This is a genomic window from Kocuria himachalensis (assembly GCF_054784195.1).
In genome coordinates, this window is record NZ_BAAGPL010000014.1 from 38,468 (window position 1) to 55,861 (window position 17,394).

The window sequence follows — 17,394 nt, forward strand, 5'->3', positions numbered from 1 at the left end:
CGGGGACGCTCGTCATGCCGTCCGCGTGCTCAGCCGTTCGAGAGCTCAGCCGTCCTGCTCCGGGTCGGTGCTCTCGCCGAGGATGTCGTCGAAGGCCTCCCGCACGGCCTGCCGGGTGGCCAGGCGCACGCTCGCGGCGCCCTGCTTGTCCGCGGTGTCGGCGTTCTCGATGTTGCTGCGCTCCTCGCGCTCCTGCTCCAGGGCGTGGTCCCGGGCGGAGCGGATGCGGTCCATGATCTCGTTGGCTTCCATGGGTTCATCCCATCACGGACGTCCGACATTGAACAGGTGGCTGATCATTTTTCCGTGCGTGCCGGGCCCGCCGCGGCCTCCGGCCCGAGCTCGGGCGTGTCCCCGCCCACCATGACCACGGCGCTCGCGGCCACCACCAGGCCCATGCCGACGAGCTGCAGGCCCGCGAGCGCCTGGCCGAGCACCAGCAGACCCGCGAGCGCTGCGACCGCGGGCTCCAGGCTCAGCAGGATCCCGAAGACCTTGGGCGGGATGGCCCGCAGCGCCAGCAGCTCGAGGGAGTAGGGGACCACGGAGGAGAGCATCGCGATGCCCACCCCCGCGCCCAGCACGCCCCACGTCAGGGCGGGGGCGTGCGCCGTGAGGACGCCCACCGGGGTGACCAGGACGGCGGCCACGACCAGGGCCACGGCGAGACCGTCCAGCTGGGCGAAGTGCCGGCCCGCGGATCGGCTGCCCAGGATGTAGGCGGCCCAGCCTGCCCCGGCGAGCGCCGCCCAGGCGATGCCGGCGAGGTCGAGCTCCGCCCACGGCACGGTGAGGGCCTGGGAGATGAGCACGATCCCGCACAGGGCCGCCGCCACGGCGAGGACGTCCCGGGCGCGGCGGGAGAGCACCGCGGACAGGGTGAGGGGGCCCAGGAACTCGATGGTCACGGCCACGCCCAGCGGCAGGGTGGCCAGGGACTGGTAGAACGCGAAGTTCATGCCCGCCAGGGCCGCCCCGAAGAACAGTCCGGACCGCCACGCCTCCCGGCTCCGGCCGCGCAGCCGCGGCCGGATGACCGCGAACATGAGCACCGCGCTGATGAGCAGCCGCATGGTCACCGTGGCGGACGCCCCGATCAGGGGCACCAGGACGGCGGCGAGGGCCCCGCCGAACTGGACGGAGACGACGGCGGCCAGCACGTAGACGGTCGGGCGCAGTCTCGGGCTGCGGACGGGAGCGAGGGTGGTCACCCGTTCAGGGTAGGGCTCCCCGGGCGGCTCCTCCGTCACCGGAGGTCGGCGAGGGCCAGGGCGCCGTGCACGGGGTCGCGGTCGAGCACCCGCAGCTCCCCGAGCCCGCGGGCCGCGGCGGCCTCCTGCAGCCGGTGCCGCAGCAGCGGCTGGTGCCGTGCCAGGCCGCCGCCCACCACCACCGGGCCGGTCAGGTCCAGCCGCCGGGACACGGTGGCGGCGAGGTCGGCCAGCGCGCCGGCCGCGCGGTCCACCAGGCGCAGGGCGTCGTCGTCGTGCCCGGCGGCCTCGAAGGCGACCCGGGAGAGCCCGGCCCAGAATCCTCGGTCCGTGCCGCCGTGGAACCGCTCGATGAGGGCCCCGGGCTCGGCGAGCCCGCAGTGCGCCAGCACCGCGGCGTCCAGGGCGTCGGGTCGCAGTCCGTCGTCGAGCCGGGCGAGGGCGCGGCGCACGAGCTCGCGGCCCAGCCAGTAGCCGCTGCCCTCGTCGCCCAGCAGGTGCCCCCAGCCGCCGGCGCGGGCCTCCCGGCCGTCCGGGGCGGCACCCCAGGCGGCGGAGCCGGTGCCGGCGATGACCGCGATGCCGGTGCTGGACCCGCCGGCGGCCAGGACCAGCCGGGTGTCGTGCACGACGACGATCCGCGCCGCACCCGTGTGGGGGGCGATGAGCGTTCGCAGCGCCTCGGCGTCCGCGGGAGTGTCGACGCCGCCCGCCCCCGCCACGACCACGTCCGCGGCGGAGGCCCCCAGCTCGCCGAGGACGTCCGCCAGGGCGCGGGAGGCCTGGCCGGGACTGACGTTCTGCACGTTCGCGCTGCCGCCGACCGCCTCCCGCACCGGGTGGCCGTCCTCGGCCCGCAGGCCGTGGGTCGTGGTGCCGCCGATGTCCAGGCCGATGAGGATGCTCATGGCACCATCCTGCCGTGCGCGGCCGGACGGGCCCAGGACACGACGACGCCCGACCGGGTGCCGGTGGGAGCCGGCCCGGTCGGGCGTCGTGGACCGTGTCCGGTCAGGCCGCGAGGGCCAGGGGCGCGGGGCGCAGGCGGCAGCCCTCGAAGGAGAACAGCCGGCGGACGCCGGTGCCGGCCTCGAGGATCCACAGGACCCCCAGGGGGTGCGAGACCTGTCCCACGGTGCCGACGCAGCTCTCGTAGAACTCGTCCCAGATCTCGAGCCGGTCGCCGGGCTGGATCTGGCTCAGGTCGGTCATCCACTTCTCAGCAGCGGTCATGACGCCACCTCCCATCGTCGTTGTCGTCTTCGTGTGCTTCCATGGTGCACTGTCCGGGGCGACCCGTGCGGCCGCCCCGATTTGACAAACAGCTCCGGCGTCTTGAGGTTGGTCACACCCTCATCCGGTCGGCAACCTGCACCGGTTGTCCCGGGTCGGTCAAGGGTGGTGTTCTGTGACGGCCGTCCCTGCCGGGCGCGTGAACAACAACACGTCGTGCATTCGTCGTCGCACCCCGTCATCCGTGTCGTGCGGCCGCCGGCGCGCCGGGATCTCAGCTCTCGGAGTCCTGCGGGGCGTCCGGGTCGGTCTGCTCGCGCAGGTGCCGGTCGAAGAACGCGACGATCCGGCGCCGGGCGTCCTGGGTGGCGGGGTCGTCGTAGGCGGTGCGGCTGAACCGGCCGAGCACCCGCAGCATCGGGGAGAGGTCGTCGGGGGCGTGGTCGTTCATGAAGCCGTGGCCCACGCCGGGATAGATCTTGACGTCGTGCTCCACCCCCGTCTCCGTGAGGATGCCCTCCAGGCGGCGGCCGGCGTCGGCGCCCAGCGGCGTGGTGTCCGCCCCGCCGTAGCTGCCCACGATCGGGCAGGCGCTCGGGAGCCACTGCTCGGCGCCCTCGGGGCACCCGCCGTAGTTCGTGCTCGCGGCCGAGAACCCGTGCTCGGCGGCGAGCGCGAGCGCGTAGCCGCCGCCCATGCAGAAGCCGATGACCCCGATCCGGCCGGTGCAGTCCGGGCGCGCGGCGAGCCAGGACCGGGCCGCCTCGACGTCGTCGAACGTCCGTCCCCGGCGGGCGCCGATGTCCTTCATGATCGTGCGCAGGCAGCGCAGCCGGCCGCCCCAGTGGAAGAGGTCCGGGGCGACGGCCAGGAACCCCTCGCCCGCCAGCCAGTCCGCCTGGTGGCGCAGGTCCTGGCTCATCCCCGTGAAGTCGTGCACGAGCACCACACCGGGCCAGGGGCCGGGGCCGTCGGGCACCGCCACGTGGACGGGCATCTGCCCGTGGTCGGTGGCGACGACGACGTCGCTCATGACGGCTCAGACCTGCCGGGCGCGGACGGCGTCCGCCGTCAGGAGCCGGCGGCAGGACGTGCCGCCGATCAGGGCCGGACCGGCGTGGTGGGGACTCATGGCGGGCTCCTGGGTCGACGACGCGTGCGGTCGGGCCAGTCTACGCACGGGTGACCCACGGCACACCGGCAGGGGCGGGGACCGGTCCCGGTACCCTGGAAGGCATCCCTCGCCCCCTGCCCAGGAGCACCTGTGACGCCCTCGTCGCCCCCGGACCGTCCCTCGACACCGCCGGTCACCACGACCACCGCCACGACCACCGCCACGACCACCGCCGGTGGGGAGGTCCGCCGCAGCATCCCGGGCAACGTGGTGCGCGGGGCGCTCATCGGCGTGGTCGAGACCGTCCCCGGCGTCAGCGGCGGCACCGTGGCGCTCGTGACCGGCATCTACGACGAGCTGATCAACTCCGCCGGGCACGTGGTGTCCGCCGGCAGGCAGGCGCTGCTCGGACCCGACCGCGCCGCCGGGGTGCGACACCACCTGGCCCGGGTCCGCTGGCGGATCGTGGTGCCCGTGGTGATCGGCATGGTCGCGGCCCTGCTCACCGTGGCCGGTCCCATGAGCCACCTCGTCGAGGAGCACCCGGTCACCATGCGGGCGCTGTTCTTCGGCATGGTCCTGGCTTCCGTCGGGGTGCCCCTGCGCCTGTCGGGCGGTGCCCTGCGGGTCCGGGACGCGGCCCTGGTGGCGCTCGCGGCCGTGCTCGCGTTCGTGCTCGTGTCCGTCCCGCCCACCACGGTGGCGCCCGCGCCGCTGCTCATCGTGCTCGCGGCCATGGTCGCGGTGTCCGCGCTGCTGCTGCCCGGGTTCTCCGGCTCCTTCCTGCTCCTGACGATCGGGCTCTACCAGCCGACGCTGCGGGCCGTCGACGAGCTCGACCTCGGCTATCTGTCCCTGTTCCTCCTCGGTGCCGTCCTGGGCGTGGTGGTCATCGTCAAGGGTCTGCAGTGGCTCCTCGACCACCACCACCGCGTCACCCTGCTGGCGCTCACCGGGGTCATGCTCGGGGCCCTGCGCGCCCTGTGGCCCTGGCAGCTCGGGGACCGCACGCTGCTCTCCCCCGGGGGGGACTGGTGGGTCCAGCTGCTCGCGGCCGCGGCCGGCTGCCTGGCAGTCCTCGCCCTGCTGGCCGTCGACGCCCGCACCCGGGCGCGCACCGGGCACGGCTCCCCGGAGGAGCTCGCCGGCGTCGAGTCCGGCGTCGAGTCCGGCGTGGGGGCCACGGACAGCCCCCGGTAGACGGTCCCGGGCCCGCCGCGGCGCCCCGGGGCAGCTGCTCCCGTTCGGCTTCGCCATCGGCTTCACACCCTCGGTCGCCGAGCCGGCGCTGATCGCCGTGGCCGAGCAGGCCGAGCTCGCGAGCGAGGGACGGATCAGGGCCCTCACCCTGCGCCTCGTCGTCGCCGTGTCCGTGTCCGTGGGCTCGGTGCTCGTCCTCGGCACCCTGCGCATCCTCCGGGGCTGGGCCGTGCAGTCGTTGCTGCTCCCCGGCTACGCGCTCGTGCTCGTCGCCACGTACGTCGCCCGGCCGGAGATCGTGGGCCTCGCCTACGACTCCGGCGGCGTCACCACGAACATCGTCACCGTGCCCCACATCGCGGCGATCGGGACCGGTCTGGCCAACTCGATCCAAGGCCGCAGCGCGCTCTCGGTCGGCATCACCCTGGGCGTGTACCGCATCCCCGTGGGAGCACCGCTGTACTACGTGATCATGGCGGCCTACGCCGTCGTCATGGTCCTCGTCCTGCTGGCGCCGCAGTACGTCGTGGCCCTCGCCTTCGACCTCGGGGCGTCACCACCTCGGAGGTCACCGTGCCCCTCGTGACCGCTCTCGGCATCGGGCTCGCGGGGCGGTCGAGGGTCGGGTCCCCATCGACCACCTCACCGGCATCGACATGCAGCAGGTCGCCCGGTTCGAGGAGCACATGCGCCGCGGGGGCGCCTGACCCCCCCCCGTTCGAGCCCCGTCCGAGACCTCCAGGAGGATCCCCGTGCTGACCGTCAAGGACGTCATGGTGCGTGACGTCATCACCATCTCCCCCTACAGCACCCTGCGGGAGGCGCTGTCGACCATGAGCGCCCGCCAGGTCAAGAGCCTGGTGGTGGAGCCGCAGCACCCGCACGAAGGCTACGGGCTGCTCAGCTACAGCGAGCTGCTGCAGGCCATCGTGGCGGAGGAGGGGGACATGGACCTCCTCAACGTCTACGACGCCGCCGTCAAGCCGGTGGTCACCGTCGGCGAGGACCTGTCCGTGAACCAGGCCGCGGCGCTGATGGCCCGGTTCCGCCTCAACCGCCTGGTGGTGGTGCAGGGCAACGAGCTCATCGGGCTGCTGGCGATGAACGACATCCTGGCGCGGCTGATCAGCGACCTCGCCTGGCCCGCCGGTCGGCGGGAGGGGTCGGCGGGAGCGGCCGGCCGGTCGGGGCGGCTCCGGGTCAGCCCGCGGGCGGGCGCCACGCCTCGCCCGCGTCGAGCGCGGCCAGCAGGTCCGGGCCGGCGGCCTCCTCCACGACCTCCCGGGGGCCGACGACGACGAGCAACGACCTCGCGCGGGACATGCCCACGTAGACCATGTGCTGGGCTCGGGCCATGTCCTGGAACCCGTTGACCGCCAGGACCACGGCCGAGCGCTCGAGGCCCTTGAACCCCAGGACGTGCCCGTAGAAGACGTCCTCCTCCGCGAAATGCCCGTCCCAGTAGGCGCCGAAGCCCTCCGTGTCCACGATCTCCCGCTGCACCGGGTGGCGCCTGCCGGTGGTCAGCAGGGCGATGCGGCCCGGGTCCCACCCCTCGTCCTGGAGGGCGACCACGGCGTCGTCGGCGAGCTCCAGGACCGCCCCCGGCTCGACGTCGACGAACCGCACCGCCGGGCCCTCCTCGTTCCGGCACCGCTGCGGCTCCCGGGCGAGCGGGGAGAAGGCCCGGGCGATGGTGGCGGTGTTGCGCAGGTTGTCGTCCAGCGGGAACGGGTTGAGGTCGATGGGGGCGTGCCCGTCCCGGTCGAAGATGCGCTGGTGCTCGTCGGTGAACACGAACAGCACGTCCTGCTCCGGGTCCTCGAGGCACTGGACCAGCGCCTCCCACCACAGCTCCCCGAAGTCCTGTCCCTCGTCCACGACGATCGCGTCGAACCGGTCCCCGTCCGGACGGGCGGCGGCCAGCTCCCGGAGCCGCTGGGGGAGCCGGTGCTCCCAGTAGTCGGGGTCGTCGTCCTCGCCGGGCTCCGCGCCCCATGCGACGGGCAGCCGGTGGAACAGTCCGATGTACGCCGGGCGCTCCTCCTCCGGCCACGCCCGGGACATCAGCTCGAAGTACCGCGCGAGACCCCGGGAGTAGCACACGAGGGCCGTGCGGTGCCCGTCGCGGGTCAGCCGGCGGGCCTTGAGCATGGCCAGGTGGGTCTTGCCGGAACCGGCGCCTCCGGTGATCTGCGCGCGGTGCTGCCACCGCAGCAGGGACAGGGTGCGCTCCTGCTCCTGGGTGAGCTGGTTGCCGGAGTCCTCGAGCTCCCGGGCGAGGTCCTGCACGTTGCGCAGGGACAGGTGGGTGCGGCGCAGGTTCTTGACGATCAGATCCACGGTGGTCGCGTCCGGTGGGCGGTGGGCCTGCGTGCTGCGGCGCAGCACCTGGTTCAGCCGTCCGGCGATGCCGTCCAGGTCGGTGCAGTCGAACAGCCGGTCCCGCGGGGCGTCGGGGACGTCCCAGTCCTCGGGCAGGCGCGTGTAGGGCAGGGCCGCGAAGAACGTGGTCCGCCCGCCCCCACGGGACAGCCGCGGCGCCAGGTAGTCCAGGAGGGCGTGCATCCCGGACCGGGCCTGCTCCAGTGGCGACCGCTTCAGCCGGTGCGCCCCACCCCGGCCGGACTGGTGCCACTGCCCGTTCCGGACCGAGACCTGCCCGCCCTTCACCTCGATCACAGCGTTGCCCACACCCGGCCACAGCACCAGGAGGTCCAGCTCCGCCTCGACCTCGTCCCCGGTGATGCGCTGCCCCGAGATCAGCACCGCGTCCTCGGGGAGCTGCGCCCGCAGCGCCTCCCAGACGCACTGCTCCGCCTCGAAGCCGGGCGGGAACTCCGGGGACTCCGGGAAGGTCTGCGGCATGGCCCCAGGCTACCTAGGATGTGCCATCGCAACCGGAACGCGGTGCGCCGCCGCGTGACGCGGCGCGATCCGTGACTCCCACGTGCCGGCGGGTCGGCATCTGCCCGTACGGGCGGCGCATTCCGACAGGACGCGACCCCTCGAGGCGGGGGAGGTCAGGTGGCGCCTCCCCGGCGGCGGGGGATGGTCAGGACGCGACTCCTCGCAGCGGGAGAGGACGGAACGCGACTCCTCGCGGAGGAGAGGCGGAGCACGGCGAAGGGCCCCGGTGTCGACTGCGACACCGGGGCCCTCCGTGTGGTTCGACGGCTGAACCGTGCTGCTAGATTCCGTCCTTGAAGTTCTTGCCCGCGTCCTTGACGTTCTCGCCGGCCTGCTTGGCGCTGCCGGACAGCTTGTCCGCCTGGCCCTCGGCCTGGAGGTCGCGGTTGTCGGTGGCGTCGCCGACCTTCTCCTTCGCGGTGCCGCTCGCCTTTTCCGCGGCGTTGCTGATCTTGTCTCCGAGTCCCATGGGCTCTCCCTCCGGTCGGTGAACAGGTGCTACCAGCCTAAGGCGCTCAGCATGCTGGGGGAACCGGCGGGGCGCCGCGGAAGGGGTCATTCCCCCCAGGGCGAACAGCGCGTGCTCAGCGCTCCGGGACGTCGAGCCCGGCCGCGGTCAGGCGCTCCCGCAGCCAGGCCGGGATCTTGCGGTCCATCCTCCGGAAGTGCCCGAGGTGCCTCCGCCAGTCCTCCGCGGCGACAGGGTGGGGGGCGTGCGCCGGGAGGACGGGGTCGTCGCCGTAGTTCAGCACGAGCTCCACGCCGGGGCGCTCCCAGCGCCGCTCCGCCACGGTGACGATCAGCGTGGCGGAGAGCCACGACCCGTCGACGAGATCGGCGTAGTCCTCCTGGAGGGCCCGGGCGAGCCGCCGCGGGGCGTTGCGCAGGCCCTCGACGTCCACGGGGCGGCAGGTCGTGCGGTCGCCGCGGACCTCCCGCACCTGCAGCCGCAGGTCCCGGCCCACGCTCAGGACGTCCAGCACGAGCGCGTCCCAGCCCGGCTCGGTTCCGTGGGCGCGGACGAGCCACCGGGCCAGCCGGTCGATGGTCCTGCGCTGCCGGGGGTTCTGAAGTCTGTCGGTCCGCACGGGCACACGCTAGCAAGCGCCGGGCCGGCTGCTCAGCCGGCCGTGATGACCACCTTCACCGCCTGGTGCTGCGCGGCGTTGCCGAACAGCTCGTAGGCCTCCTCCATCTGGGACATGGTGAAGCGGTGGGTGGCCATCGCCTTCGCGTCCAGCCGGCCGGACCGGACCATGTTCAGCAGGTTGCCCACGGTGCGGCAGTCCACGAGCCCCATGTTGATGCGGACGTTGGAGATCCACATCCGGTCCAGGGGCAGCTCCACCGGCTTGCCGTGCACGCCCGCGTTGGCCACCGTGCCGTAGGGCCGCACCACGTCCAGGCAGGTCCGGAACGTCTGGGGCACGCCCACGGCCTCGATGGCCACGTCCACGCCGAGACCGTCCGGGGACAGCGCCCTGATCCGCTCGACGGCGTCCGGGTCCCCGGCGTTGACCTTGTCCGTGGCGCCGAGCTCGAGCGCCTTGTCCATCCGGTTCTCGTCGAGGTCCACAGTGATGACGCGTCCGGCGCCGCACAGGTTGGCCGTCATGACCGCGCCGAGGCCCACCGGCCCCGCGCCCACGATCGCGACCGTGTCGCCGGGCTTCGTGTTGCCGTTGAGGATCCCGATCTCGAAGCCCGTGGGCAGGGCGTCGGTGAGGAACAGGACGTCCTCGTCGTCGAGCCCCTCGGGGACCTTGTGCACGGAGGTCTCCGCGAACGGCACGCGCACGTACTCGGCCTGCGTCCCGTCGATGAGGTGCCCGAACACCCACCCCACGCCGCCCAGGGTCTGGCAGTGGGAGGGCTGGTTGTTCCTGCAGTAGGAGCACTTCCCGCAGTTGGTGACGGCGGGGATGATGATCCGGTCACCGGGCTCCAGCCCGGTCACCGCGTCCCCGACCTCGGTGATCGTGCCGACCGCCTCGTGGCCGAGGATCCGGCCGTCGACGACGGCGGGGACGTCGCCCTTGAGGATGTGCAGGTCGGTGCCGCAGATGGTGGTCGTGTCGACCTTCGCGATGACGTCGGTGGGGTCCTGGAGGGCGGGGGCCGGGACCTCCTCCCACGCCTTGCTGCCCGGTCCGTGGTAGACGAGTGCCTTCATGGGTCCTCCTCGGTCGCCGGTCCGGCGGGCTGCCGGGCCGCCCGTCCTCATCGTAGGCAGGAGGAAGGCAGGTCGGCAGGGCTCACTGGTAGGAGACGAACCATGGCTGCGGCTCGATCGCGGACGTCTCCTGCGGCGTGAAAGTGGGCGTGTCCTCGTCGTAGAAGTTCTTCCACGCCATCCGGATCCCCTCCGGCAGGCCCTGCTGCAGCCGCTCCCACGTCCCCATCTTCAGCTCCGGCGTGCCGTGGCCGTCGGCGTGCAGGACCAGCGCGAGCTCCGGGCGGGAGGCGTCCACGAGGTGGCGGTCCGTGATCATCGACTCCGCGAACTGGTGCAGGACCACCACCTTCTGCGGCAGGTCGTTCACCCGGGTCAGCTCGGCCAGCCACGCCGTGGTCGCGTTGATCTCCGCGGCGTCCACCGAGCCGATCTGCACCATGTGCACCTGGTCCGGTCCCAGCCGCCACTCCGGGTCCAGGGCCAGGCCCACGTTGGGCAGCTCGAGCAGCTCCTGGTACTGCTGCGCCTGGCTCAGGAAGTCCTGCCGGCCGGGCTGGAGGTCCAGCACCACGTAGACGTCCTGCTCCGCGGCGGCCTCCACGTACGGGCGCAGCTCCTCGACCGAGAGCTCCTCGGAGTAGTCCCCGTCCTCGCCGGGGCCCGCGGACGCCGTGGTCGCGATGATCTCGAAGGCGGGGACCACCGGCACCTCGCTGTAGGGCTCGTACTGGGCGGCGAGCTCCTTCGCCCGGGCGGCCGACTCCTCGGGACCCTGCTCCCCGAGAGCGCCCAGCGCCGGGGTCCCGGGGCGGCCGTAGAGGGCCACCATCCGCCGGTCGGGGAACACCTCGGTGCCTCCGCCGATCAGCTCCGCGGGCTCCTCCGGCGTGGGGGTCGGGGAGGGGGCCGACGACGACGCGTCCGCGGCCGGCGTCGCCGCCGAGCCCGGACCGGCGCTCTGGGCGCAGCCGGTCAGGAGGAGCGCGGCGCACAGGACCGGGACGAGGGGGCGGGGCAGTGGCGAGCGGGTCATGGTCTGTCCTGGGGCCGGGAGCAGGGGGTCCGTCCAGCCTACGCACGGGCCGGTGCGCGCGGCGGGAACGGGGCCGGCCGCGGCGCCGGGCGCGTCACGGGGCGACCCGGGCGGTCCGCGGCGCGGGGACCCGGGTGGCGACCGGGTCTCAGACGGTGCCGGACCCGCCGAGCTCGCCCAGCTCCTCGAGCAGCCGCAGGCCGTGCTCGGCCCAGGCGATCTCCTGGTCGGCGCGGGCCACCTGGCCCTCGTAGGCGAAGACCTTGAACCGGGTGATCCGCTCCCACTGGTCCTCCGGATTGGCCGCCAGCCGGCGCGCGAGCGTGGGGCTCGTGCGGTCCTGGAGCGCCATGATCTGCTGGAGCGCCTGGGCGCGCTGGTCCCGGTAGTGCTCGAGGTGGGCGCGCAGCTGCGCGGCCGCGGCCCCGGGGGAGGCCCACTCGAAGTAGGCGGCCTTCAGGTGGGCGGGGTCCCGCTCCCGGACGTAGCCGAGCGGCTGGTCCTGCCACTGCCGCAGGGCGCGCTCGCCCTCGGGCGTGATCGAGTACTCCGTCTTGGTGGCCCCGCGCGAGCCCCACGGGACGGGCCGGCTCGTGAGCAGCCCCTCCGCGTGCATCTTGCGCAGCTCCGGATAGATCTGCGAGTCGGGGGCGTGCCACACGTGGCCCACGGAGGAGCTGAACTGCTTGACCACGTCGTAGCCCGTCAGCGGCCCCGAGGAGAGCAGTGCCAGCAGGGCCGAGCGGAGGCTCACGGGCGGTTCCTTCCGTCGAATCGGGGGTCGTCGTGAAGAGCCTAGCCGGGAGCCGCGCCTCGTGACCCTTGTCACTCACTATGGACATAGGTATTGTGTGTCCTGCACCACCACTATCTATCGGGATAGTGAGTGGATCGTGCTCTCCCCGGACCGCCCAGCAGAGGACCGCACCATGACCGTCTCCGCCACGAAGACCACCACCACCGCCAAGCTCCTGTCCCACCCGCTCAACGCCTGGTACGTCGCCGGGTGGGACCACGAGATCACCGGCAAGGGCATCCTCTCCCGCACCGTCGCGGGCCGTCCGCTGGCCCTGTACCGCACCGAGGACGGCCGCCCCGTGGCCCTGGCGGACGCCTGCTGGCACCGGCTCGCCCCGCTGTCCCAGGGCAGGCTCGTGGGCCGCGACGAGATCCAGTGCCCGTACCACGGCCTGCGCTACAACGCCGCCGGACGGTGCACCTCGATGCCCGCCCAGGAGACGCTGAACCCCTCCGCCACCGTGCCGTCCTACCCGGTGCTCGAGCGCCACCGCTACGTGTGGGTCTGGCTCGGCGACCCCACGCAGGCGGACCCCGCCCTGCTGCCCGACATGCACCAGATGGACAGCGCGGAGTGGGCCGGCGACGGCGAGACCATCCACGCCCCCTGCAACTACCAGCTGGTCCTCGACAACCTCATGGACCTCACGCACGAGGAGTTCGTGCACTCCTCCAGCATCGGCCAGGAGGAGCTGTCCGAATCGGAGTTCGAGACCACCCACGACGAGCACTCCGTGACCGTGACGCGCTGGATGCGCAACATCGACGCCCCGCCCTTCTGGCTCAAGAACATGCGGGACAAGTTCCCCGGCTTCGAGGGCAAGGTGGACCGCTGGCAGATCATCCACTACACCTTCCCGTCCACCATCTGCATCGACGTCGGCGTGGCCGAGGCCGGGACCGGGGCGCCCGAGGGGGACCGCTCCCGCGGGGTCAACGGCTACGTGATGAACACGATCACCCCGGAGACGGACCGCTCCTGCCACTACTTCTGGGCCTTCATGCGCAACTACCGCCTGGAGAGCCAGCTCATCACCACCCAGCTGCGCAACGGCGTGCACGGGGTGTTCGGCGAGGACGAGGCCATGCTGCAGGCCCAGCAGGCGGCCATCGACGCCAACCCCGACCACGAGTTCTACAACCTCAACATCGACATGGGCGGGATGTGGGTGCGCCGGCTCCTCGAGCGGGCGCTCGAGGCGGAGGGCCGCCTCGCCGCCGCCCCGACCGCCCCCGCCGGGGCCTGAGGAGCGACCGTGGCCGATTCCCAGCACGAGGTCTGGCAGAACGCCGCCGTCGTCGCCGTCGAGGACGTCGCCGCCGGCATCCGGCGCGTCGTCCTGCGCCCCGACCAGCCCCGCCCGGTGCGGCCGGGCGAGCACGTGGACGTCCGCGTCCTCGTCCACGGCGAGCAGCAGGTGCGCTCCTACTCCGTGGTCGACGCCGACGCTGACGGCGCGCAGCTCGCCGTCAGCGTCTTCCGCACCCCCACCTCCCGCGGCGGCTCCGTGTTCATGCACGGACTCGAGCCCGGGCAGGTCCTCGAGATCACCCAGCCGCTGCAGAACTTCCCGCTGCGCGTCGGGGCCCCCGCCTACGTCCTGCTGGCCGGCGGCATCGGCATCACCGCGATCGCCGGGATGGCCGCGCTGCTGCGCCGGCTCGGCGCGGACTACCGCCTCGTCTACGTCGCCCGCTCCCGGGCCGCCATGGCCTACCTCGACGACCTGGCCGCCCTGCACGGGGACCGGCTCGAGGCGCACATCGACGACGAGGGCGGCTCGCTCGACCTCCCGGCCCTCGTGGCCGGCGTGCCGGAGAGCGCCGAGCTCTACATGTGCGGCCCCATCCGGCTCATGGACGCGGTGCGCCGCGCCTGGGCCGGGCGGGAGCTGGACCCCACGAACCTGCGCTACGAGACCTTCGGCAACAGCGGCTGGTTCGAGGCCGAGCCGTTCGTGGTCCGCGTCCCCCGGCTGGGCGCCGAGACCGTCGTCGGCCCCGACGAGTCCCTGCTCGAGGCCCTCGAGCGGGAGGGGATCGACATGATGTCCGACTGCCGCAAGGGCGAGTGCGGGCTCTGCCAGGTCAAGGTCCTCGGCCTGGCCGGGCAGATCGACCACCGCGACGTGTTCTACTCGGACCGCCAGAAGCAGGCCGGCACGTCCATGTGCTGCTGCGTCTCGCGGGTCGTCTCCGCCGCGCCGGAGACCGTTCCCGGCGGGCGCCCGGCCGCCGTCCTCACCATCGACGTCCCCTGAGAGGCATTCCCCATGGACATCCGACACCAGATCGACGCATCCAGGATGTCGTCGTACCAGTGGCTCATCATCGCGGTGACCACGTTCCTCAACGCCCTCGACGGCTACGACGTCCTGGCCATGGCGTTCACGGCCACGTCCGTGACCGAGGAGTTCGGGCTCTCCGGATCCCAGCTGGGCTGGCTGCTCAGCGCCGGTCTCATCGGCATGGCCGCGGGCTCCCTCGTCCTCGGGCCCTTCGCGGACCGGTACGGCCGGCGGAAGATCCTCGTCCTGGCCCTCGCCGTCAACGCCCTCGGCCTGTTCCTGTCCACCACGGCCGGGTCCGTGCTCGAGCTCGGACTGTGGCGGGTCGTCACCGGCCTGGGCGTGGGCGGCATCCTCGCCTCCGCCACGGTGATCACCAGCGAGTTCGCCAGCGCCCGCCGCCGCGGCATGGCCGTCAGCATCTTCACCGCGGGCTACGGCGTGGGCGCCACCCTCGGCGGCATGGGCGCGACCCAGCTGATCCCCGCCTTCGGCTGGCGCTCCGTGTTCCTCACCGGCGGCCTGCTCACCCTCGTGGGGATCGCGCTCGTGCTGGCCGTGCTGCCCGAGTCCGTCGACTACCTCCGCACCCGGCGGCCGGCGGGCGCCGTGCAGAAGCTCGACCGCATCGCCCGGCGCCTCCGCCTCGAGGGCGAGGTCGAGCTCGGCCCGGTCCCGGCCGGCGACGGTGCGCGGCGGAGCAGCGTCGGCATGCTGCTCAGCGGCCGCTACCGCACCGCGACCCTCCTGCTGTGGGCGGCCTTCTTCGTCATCATGTTCGGCTTCTACTTCGCGAACTCCTGGACGCCCCGGCTCCTCGTGGAGACCGGGATGACCGAGCAGCAGGGCATCATCGGCGGGCTCATGCTCACGATGGGCGGCACCTTCGGGTCCCTGCTCTACGGGGCACTGACCACCAAGTGGGACGAACGGCTGACCCTGATGGCCTTCACGGTGCTCTCCGCCGTGACCCTCGTGCTGTTCATCACCACCACGTCGGTGCCCCTGCTGGCGTTCTCCAGCGGCGTGGTGGTCGGCATGCTCATCAACGGCTGCATCGCGGGCCTCTACACCGTGGCGCCCATGACCTACGAACCCGGCATCCGGACCACCGGCGTGGGCTGGGGCATCGGGGTCGGGCGGGCCGGGGCGATCCTGGCCCCCATCGCGGTCGGCGCGCTGCTGGACACCGGCTGGACCCCCACGCAGCTCTACCTCGGCGTGGCGGTGGTCGTCGCCCTCGCGGCCCTGGCCCTCATCCGGCTGCGCCCCTACGAGGAGTCCCCCGCAGAGTCCGCCGAGGAGGCGGCCGGGGAGTCCGACGCCCCGGCCGGCGGGCGACCGGGGCTCACCAGCCCCGGGTACCCGGAGCGCCCTTGAACGGGCCCACCACCCGCGAGGTGATCCAGCCCCCGTAGAACCCGCCCTCCTGCGGGAGCACCTGCTCCCCGGCGACGAGGCACCGGTCCATCAGCCCCGGCATCAGGGCCACGTGCCCGCGCAGGGACTCGAAGCCGGGCGCGGGGGAGGGGTAGGTCCAGGCCGCCCGGGGTGCGGTGCGGTCCCCGCCCCGGACGTCGAAGTACGCCGCCGCGCCCTTCCACTCGCACCACGAGCTCCCCTCGCACGGGAGCAGGCTGCCCTCGGCGAAGGCCCCGCGGGGGAGGTAGTAGGTGGGCGGGTGGCTGGTCTCGAGCACCCGCAGCGCGGCCGTGGTGGAGGCGATGCGCTCGCCGCCCAGCCACACCTCCACGTGCTCGCGGGCGGGCTCCGTGCGGGGCGGCCGCGGATAGTCCCACACGGACTCCTGGCCGGGGCCGGGGGCGTCGGGCCGGGGTCGTCTCATCTGCGCTCCGTCCGGACGCCCGTCCGTCCGCGCCGGTCGGCGCGGCCATGGAGCGTCACAATGCGGTGAGTGCTGCATCACGATGCTACGGCGCATGACGAGTCCCTGGAAACGCTTGTCCGGGAAAACATATGGTCCTCGGGTGCTCATCTCAGGTCTCCTCATCGGCGCCGCCCTCGGGTTCGTTCTCCAGCGCGGCCGTTTCTGCGTCACCGGCGCGTTCCGCGACGTCTGGATCGCGAAGAACACGTGGTGGCTGTCCGCCTTCTTCGTGGCCATCGCCGTCCAGGCGGTCGGCATCTGGGTGCTGAACGCCCTCGGCGTCATCACCCTCGAGGCCTCGGCCTTCCCGTGGCTGGCCACGATCGTCGGCGGCTTCATCTTCGGTTTCGGCATCGTCCTCGCCGGCGGCTGCGCCACCGGCACCTACTACCGCGCCTCCGAGGGCCTCGTCGGCTCCTGGTTCGCCCTCATCTTCTACGCGCTGTTCGCGACCATCTCCAAGTACGGCCCGCTGGCCGGGACCACCGAGGCCATGCGCGGCGTCACGGTCGGGACCCAGGGCTCGATCCACGAGACCCTCGGCATCTCCCCGTGGGTGCTCGTGCTCGCCCTGGTCGGCGTCGCCGGCGTGTGGGCCCGCCACCACCTCACCAAGCCCCGGATGAGGATGGCCACGCTCCCCCCGGAGAAGACCGGCCTGAACCACCTGCTGTTCGAGAAGGCCTGGAACCCGTTCGCCACCGCGGTGGTCGTCGGCGTCATCGCGATCATCGCGTGGCCCGCCAGCTGGGCCACCGGCCGCGAGTCCGGCCTCGGCATCACCACTCCGTCCGCCAACATCACGAGCTACCTGGCCACGGGCGACGTCGAGCTCGTCGACTGGGGCGTGTTCCTGGTCCTGGGCATCCTCATCGGCTCGTTCATCGCGGCCAAGGGCTCGGGCGAGTTCAAGATCCGCGTCCCCGACGCGCAGACGATCGTGCGCTCCATCGGCGGCGGCGCCCTCATGGGCGTCGGTGCGGCGTGGGCCGGAGGGTGCACCATCGGCAACGCCCTGGTCGCCACCGCCGCGTTCGAGTGGCAGGGCTGGGTCAGCTTCGCCGTCATGATCCTCGGCACCGGCGTGGCCGCCAAGCTCTTCATCGCCCCCCGCAAGAAGTCCGCCGCCCCGGGCCGCGTCCCGGCCGGCGTCTGATCCCCACCGACCCCCAGGCCCAGGAGGCACCGCACGTGGCACAGCACGTGGCACAGCACATCCTCGAGACCGACGGTCTCGTCTGCCCGTTCCCCGTGGTCGAGGCGAAGGCCGCGATGGCCGAGATGCCCGCCGGCGACGAGCTCGTCATCAACTTCGACTGCACGCAGGGCACCGAGGCCATTCCGCGCTGGGCGGCCGAGAACGGCTACCCGGTCACGGAGTTCAGCAAGCGCGGCGCGGCCGAGTGGTCGATCACCGTGCAGAAGGCCTGATCCTTCCGGAGCCCCACGCAGCGGCGGACCCCCGCGGCCGAGCATCCTCGGCCGCGGGGGTCCGCCGTCGTCGGCGGCCCGGTCGCGCCGCACTCTTCTAAAATGAACGCCG

General features: G+C 73.0%; 19 protein-coding genes and 1 pseudogene. 8 read left to right on the forward strand and 12 right to left on the reverse strand.

What is annotated here, in order from left to right; genetic code table 11:
* Positions 1 to 45 precede the first annotated feature (45 nt).
* From ACYVM4_RS09090 to ACYVM4_RS09110, 5 genes are all read right to left on the reverse strand, one after another.
* Entirely contained in the window at positions 46 to 252 is a 207-nt protein-coding gene (locus ACYVM4_RS09090) for a hypothetical protein (protein ID WP_368822955.1), read from the reverse strand.
* A 44-nt stretch (positions 253 to 296) separates the two neighbouring features.
* Entirely contained in the window at positions 297 to 1,211 is a 915-nt protein-coding gene (locus ACYVM4_RS09095; RefSeq protein WP_460668310.1) for an EamA family transporter, read from the reverse strand.
* A 35-nt stretch (positions 1,212 to 1,246) separates the two neighbouring features.
* On the reverse strand, positions 1,247 to 2,119 hold the full coding sequence (locus ACYVM4_RS09100; RefSeq protein ID WP_460668311.1) for an N-acetylglucosamine kinase: 873 nt from the start codon (positions 2,117 to 2,119) through the stop codon (positions 1,247 to 1,249).
* Between the two features lie 103 nt (positions 2,120 to 2,222).
* A complete protein-coding gene (locus tag ACYVM4_RS09105) occupies positions 2,223 to 2,444 on the reverse strand; it encodes a hypothetical protein (protein WP_368822958.1) in 222 nt (73 codons plus the stop codon).
* Positions 2,445 to 2,718: 274 nt separating this feature from the next.
* Positions 2,719 to 3,477 (reverse strand): dienelactone hydrolase family protein, encoded by a 759-nt coding sequence (locus ACYVM4_RS09110; RefSeq protein ID WP_460668312.1) that lies wholly within the window; start codon positions 3,475 to 3,477, stop codon positions 2,719 to 2,721.
* A 231-nt stretch (positions 3,478 to 3,708) separates the two neighbouring features.
* On the opposite strand from ACYVM4_RS09110, the gene ACYVM4_RS09115 reads away from it, so the two are divergent.
* From ACYVM4_RS09115 to ACYVM4_RS09125, 3 genes and pseudogenes are all read left to right on the forward strand, one after another.
* Complete coding sequence (locus ACYVM4_RS09115; protein WP_460668313.1) at positions 3,709 to 4,758, forward strand: DUF368 domain-containing protein; 1,050 nt, start codon at positions 3,709 to 3,711, stop codon at positions 4,756 to 4,758.
* 91 nt (positions 4,759 to 4,849) lie between these two features.
* Positions 4,850 to 5,344, forward strand: a complete 495-nt coding sequence (locus ACYVM4_RS09120) for a DUF1538 family protein (RefSeq protein ID WP_460668334.1) — start codon at positions 4,850 to 4,852, stop codon at positions 5,342 to 5,344.
* Between the two features lie 187 nt (positions 5,345 to 5,531).
* Positions 5,532 to 5,870: pseudogene (locus tag ACYVM4_RS09125) on the forward strand (CBS domain-containing protein); the annotation flags it as partial.
* Positions 5,871 to 5,958: 88 nt separating this feature from the next.
* Here the strand turns inward: ACYVM4_RS09125 and ACYVM4_RS09130 are convergent.
* The 6 genes from ACYVM4_RS09130 to ACYVM4_RS09155 form a co-directional block, all read right to left on the reverse strand.
* A complete protein-coding gene (locus tag ACYVM4_RS09130; RefSeq protein ID WP_460668314.1) occupies positions 5,959 to 7,626 on the reverse strand; it encodes an NERD domain-containing protein in 1,668 nt (555 codons plus the stop codon).
* A gap of 322 nt (positions 7,627 to 7,948) precedes the next feature.
* Positions 7,949 to 8,137: a CsbD family protein gene (locus ACYVM4_RS09135; RefSeq protein ID WP_344123695.1), complete on the reverse strand. Its 189-nt coding sequence runs from the start codon at positions 8,135 to 8,137 to the stop codon at positions 7,949 to 7,951.
* A 115-nt stretch (positions 8,138 to 8,252) separates the two neighbouring features.
* The gene (locus ACYVM4_RS09140; RefSeq protein WP_460668315.1) at positions 8,253 to 8,756 is read right to left on the reverse strand and encodes a hypothetical protein; all 504 of its coding nucleotides are present in this window, start codon (positions 8,754 to 8,756) and stop codon (positions 8,253 to 8,255) included.
* Between the two features lie 32 nt (positions 8,757 to 8,788).
* A complete protein-coding gene (locus ACYVM4_RS09145) occupies positions 8,789 to 9,841 on the reverse strand; it encodes an alcohol dehydrogenase catalytic domain-containing protein (RefSeq protein ID WP_460668316.1) in 1,053 nt (350 codons plus the stop codon).
* 82 nt (positions 9,842 to 9,923) lie between these two features.
* On the reverse strand, positions 9,924 to 10,877 hold the full coding sequence (locus ACYVM4_RS09150) for a hypothetical protein (RefSeq protein ID WP_460668317.1): 954 nt from the start codon (positions 10,875 to 10,877) through the stop codon (positions 9,924 to 9,926).
* A gap of 148 nt (positions 10,878 to 11,025) precedes the next feature.
* Complete coding sequence (locus tag ACYVM4_RS09155) at positions 11,026 to 11,631, reverse strand: PadR family transcriptional regulator (RefSeq protein ID WP_460668318.1); 606 nt, start codon at positions 11,629 to 11,631, stop codon at positions 11,026 to 11,028.
* A 175-nt stretch (positions 11,632 to 11,806) separates the two neighbouring features.
* On the opposite strand from ACYVM4_RS09155, the gene ACYVM4_RS09160 reads away from it, so the two are divergent.
* From ACYVM4_RS09160 to ACYVM4_RS09170, 3 genes are read left to right on the forward strand one after another with little or no spacing between them, the layout of a single operon-like run.
* Entirely contained in the window at positions 11,807 to 12,922 is a 1,116-nt protein-coding gene (locus tag ACYVM4_RS09160; protein ID WP_368822966.1) for an aromatic ring-hydroxylating dioxygenase subunit alpha, read from the forward strand.
* Between the two features lie 9 nt (positions 12,923 to 12,931).
* Complete coding sequence (locus tag ACYVM4_RS09165) at positions 12,932 to 13,936, forward strand: PDR/VanB family oxidoreductase (RefSeq protein ID WP_460668319.1); 1,005 nt, start codon at positions 12,932 to 12,934, stop codon at positions 13,934 to 13,936.
* Between the two features lie 12 nt (positions 13,937 to 13,948).
* Positions 13,949 to 15,343: an MFS transporter gene (locus tag ACYVM4_RS09170; protein WP_460668320.1), complete on the forward strand. Its 1,395-nt coding sequence runs from the start codon at positions 13,949 to 13,951 to the stop codon at positions 15,341 to 15,343.
* On the opposite strand, the gene ACYVM4_RS09175 is transcribed toward ACYVM4_RS09170, so the two are convergent.
* Positions 15,312 to 15,809, reverse strand: coding sequence for a DUF427 domain-containing protein (locus ACYVM4_RS09175; RefSeq protein ID WP_460668321.1), 498 nt, complete (start codon positions 15,807 to 15,809; stop codon positions 15,312 to 15,314). The two genes, ACYVM4_RS09170 and ACYVM4_RS09175, sit on opposite strands and share 32 nt — an antisense overlap.
* Before the next feature lie 142 nt (positions 15,810 to 15,951).
* Here ACYVM4_RS09175 and ACYVM4_RS09180 point away from each other — a divergent pair, with 142 nt between their 5' ends.
* The gene (locus ACYVM4_RS09180) at positions 15,952 to 17,007 is read left to right on the forward strand and encodes a YeeE/YedE family protein (RefSeq protein WP_460668322.1); all 1,056 of its coding nucleotides are present in this window, start codon (positions 15,952 to 15,954) and stop codon (positions 17,005 to 17,007) included.
* 47 nt (positions 17,008 to 17,054) lie between these two features.
* Positions 17,055 to 17,282 (forward strand): sulfurtransferase TusA family protein, encoded by a 228-nt coding sequence (locus ACYVM4_RS09185; protein WP_368822971.1) that lies wholly within the window; start codon positions 17,055 to 17,057, stop codon positions 17,280 to 17,282.
* Positions 17,283 to 17,394 lie beyond the last annotated feature (112 nt).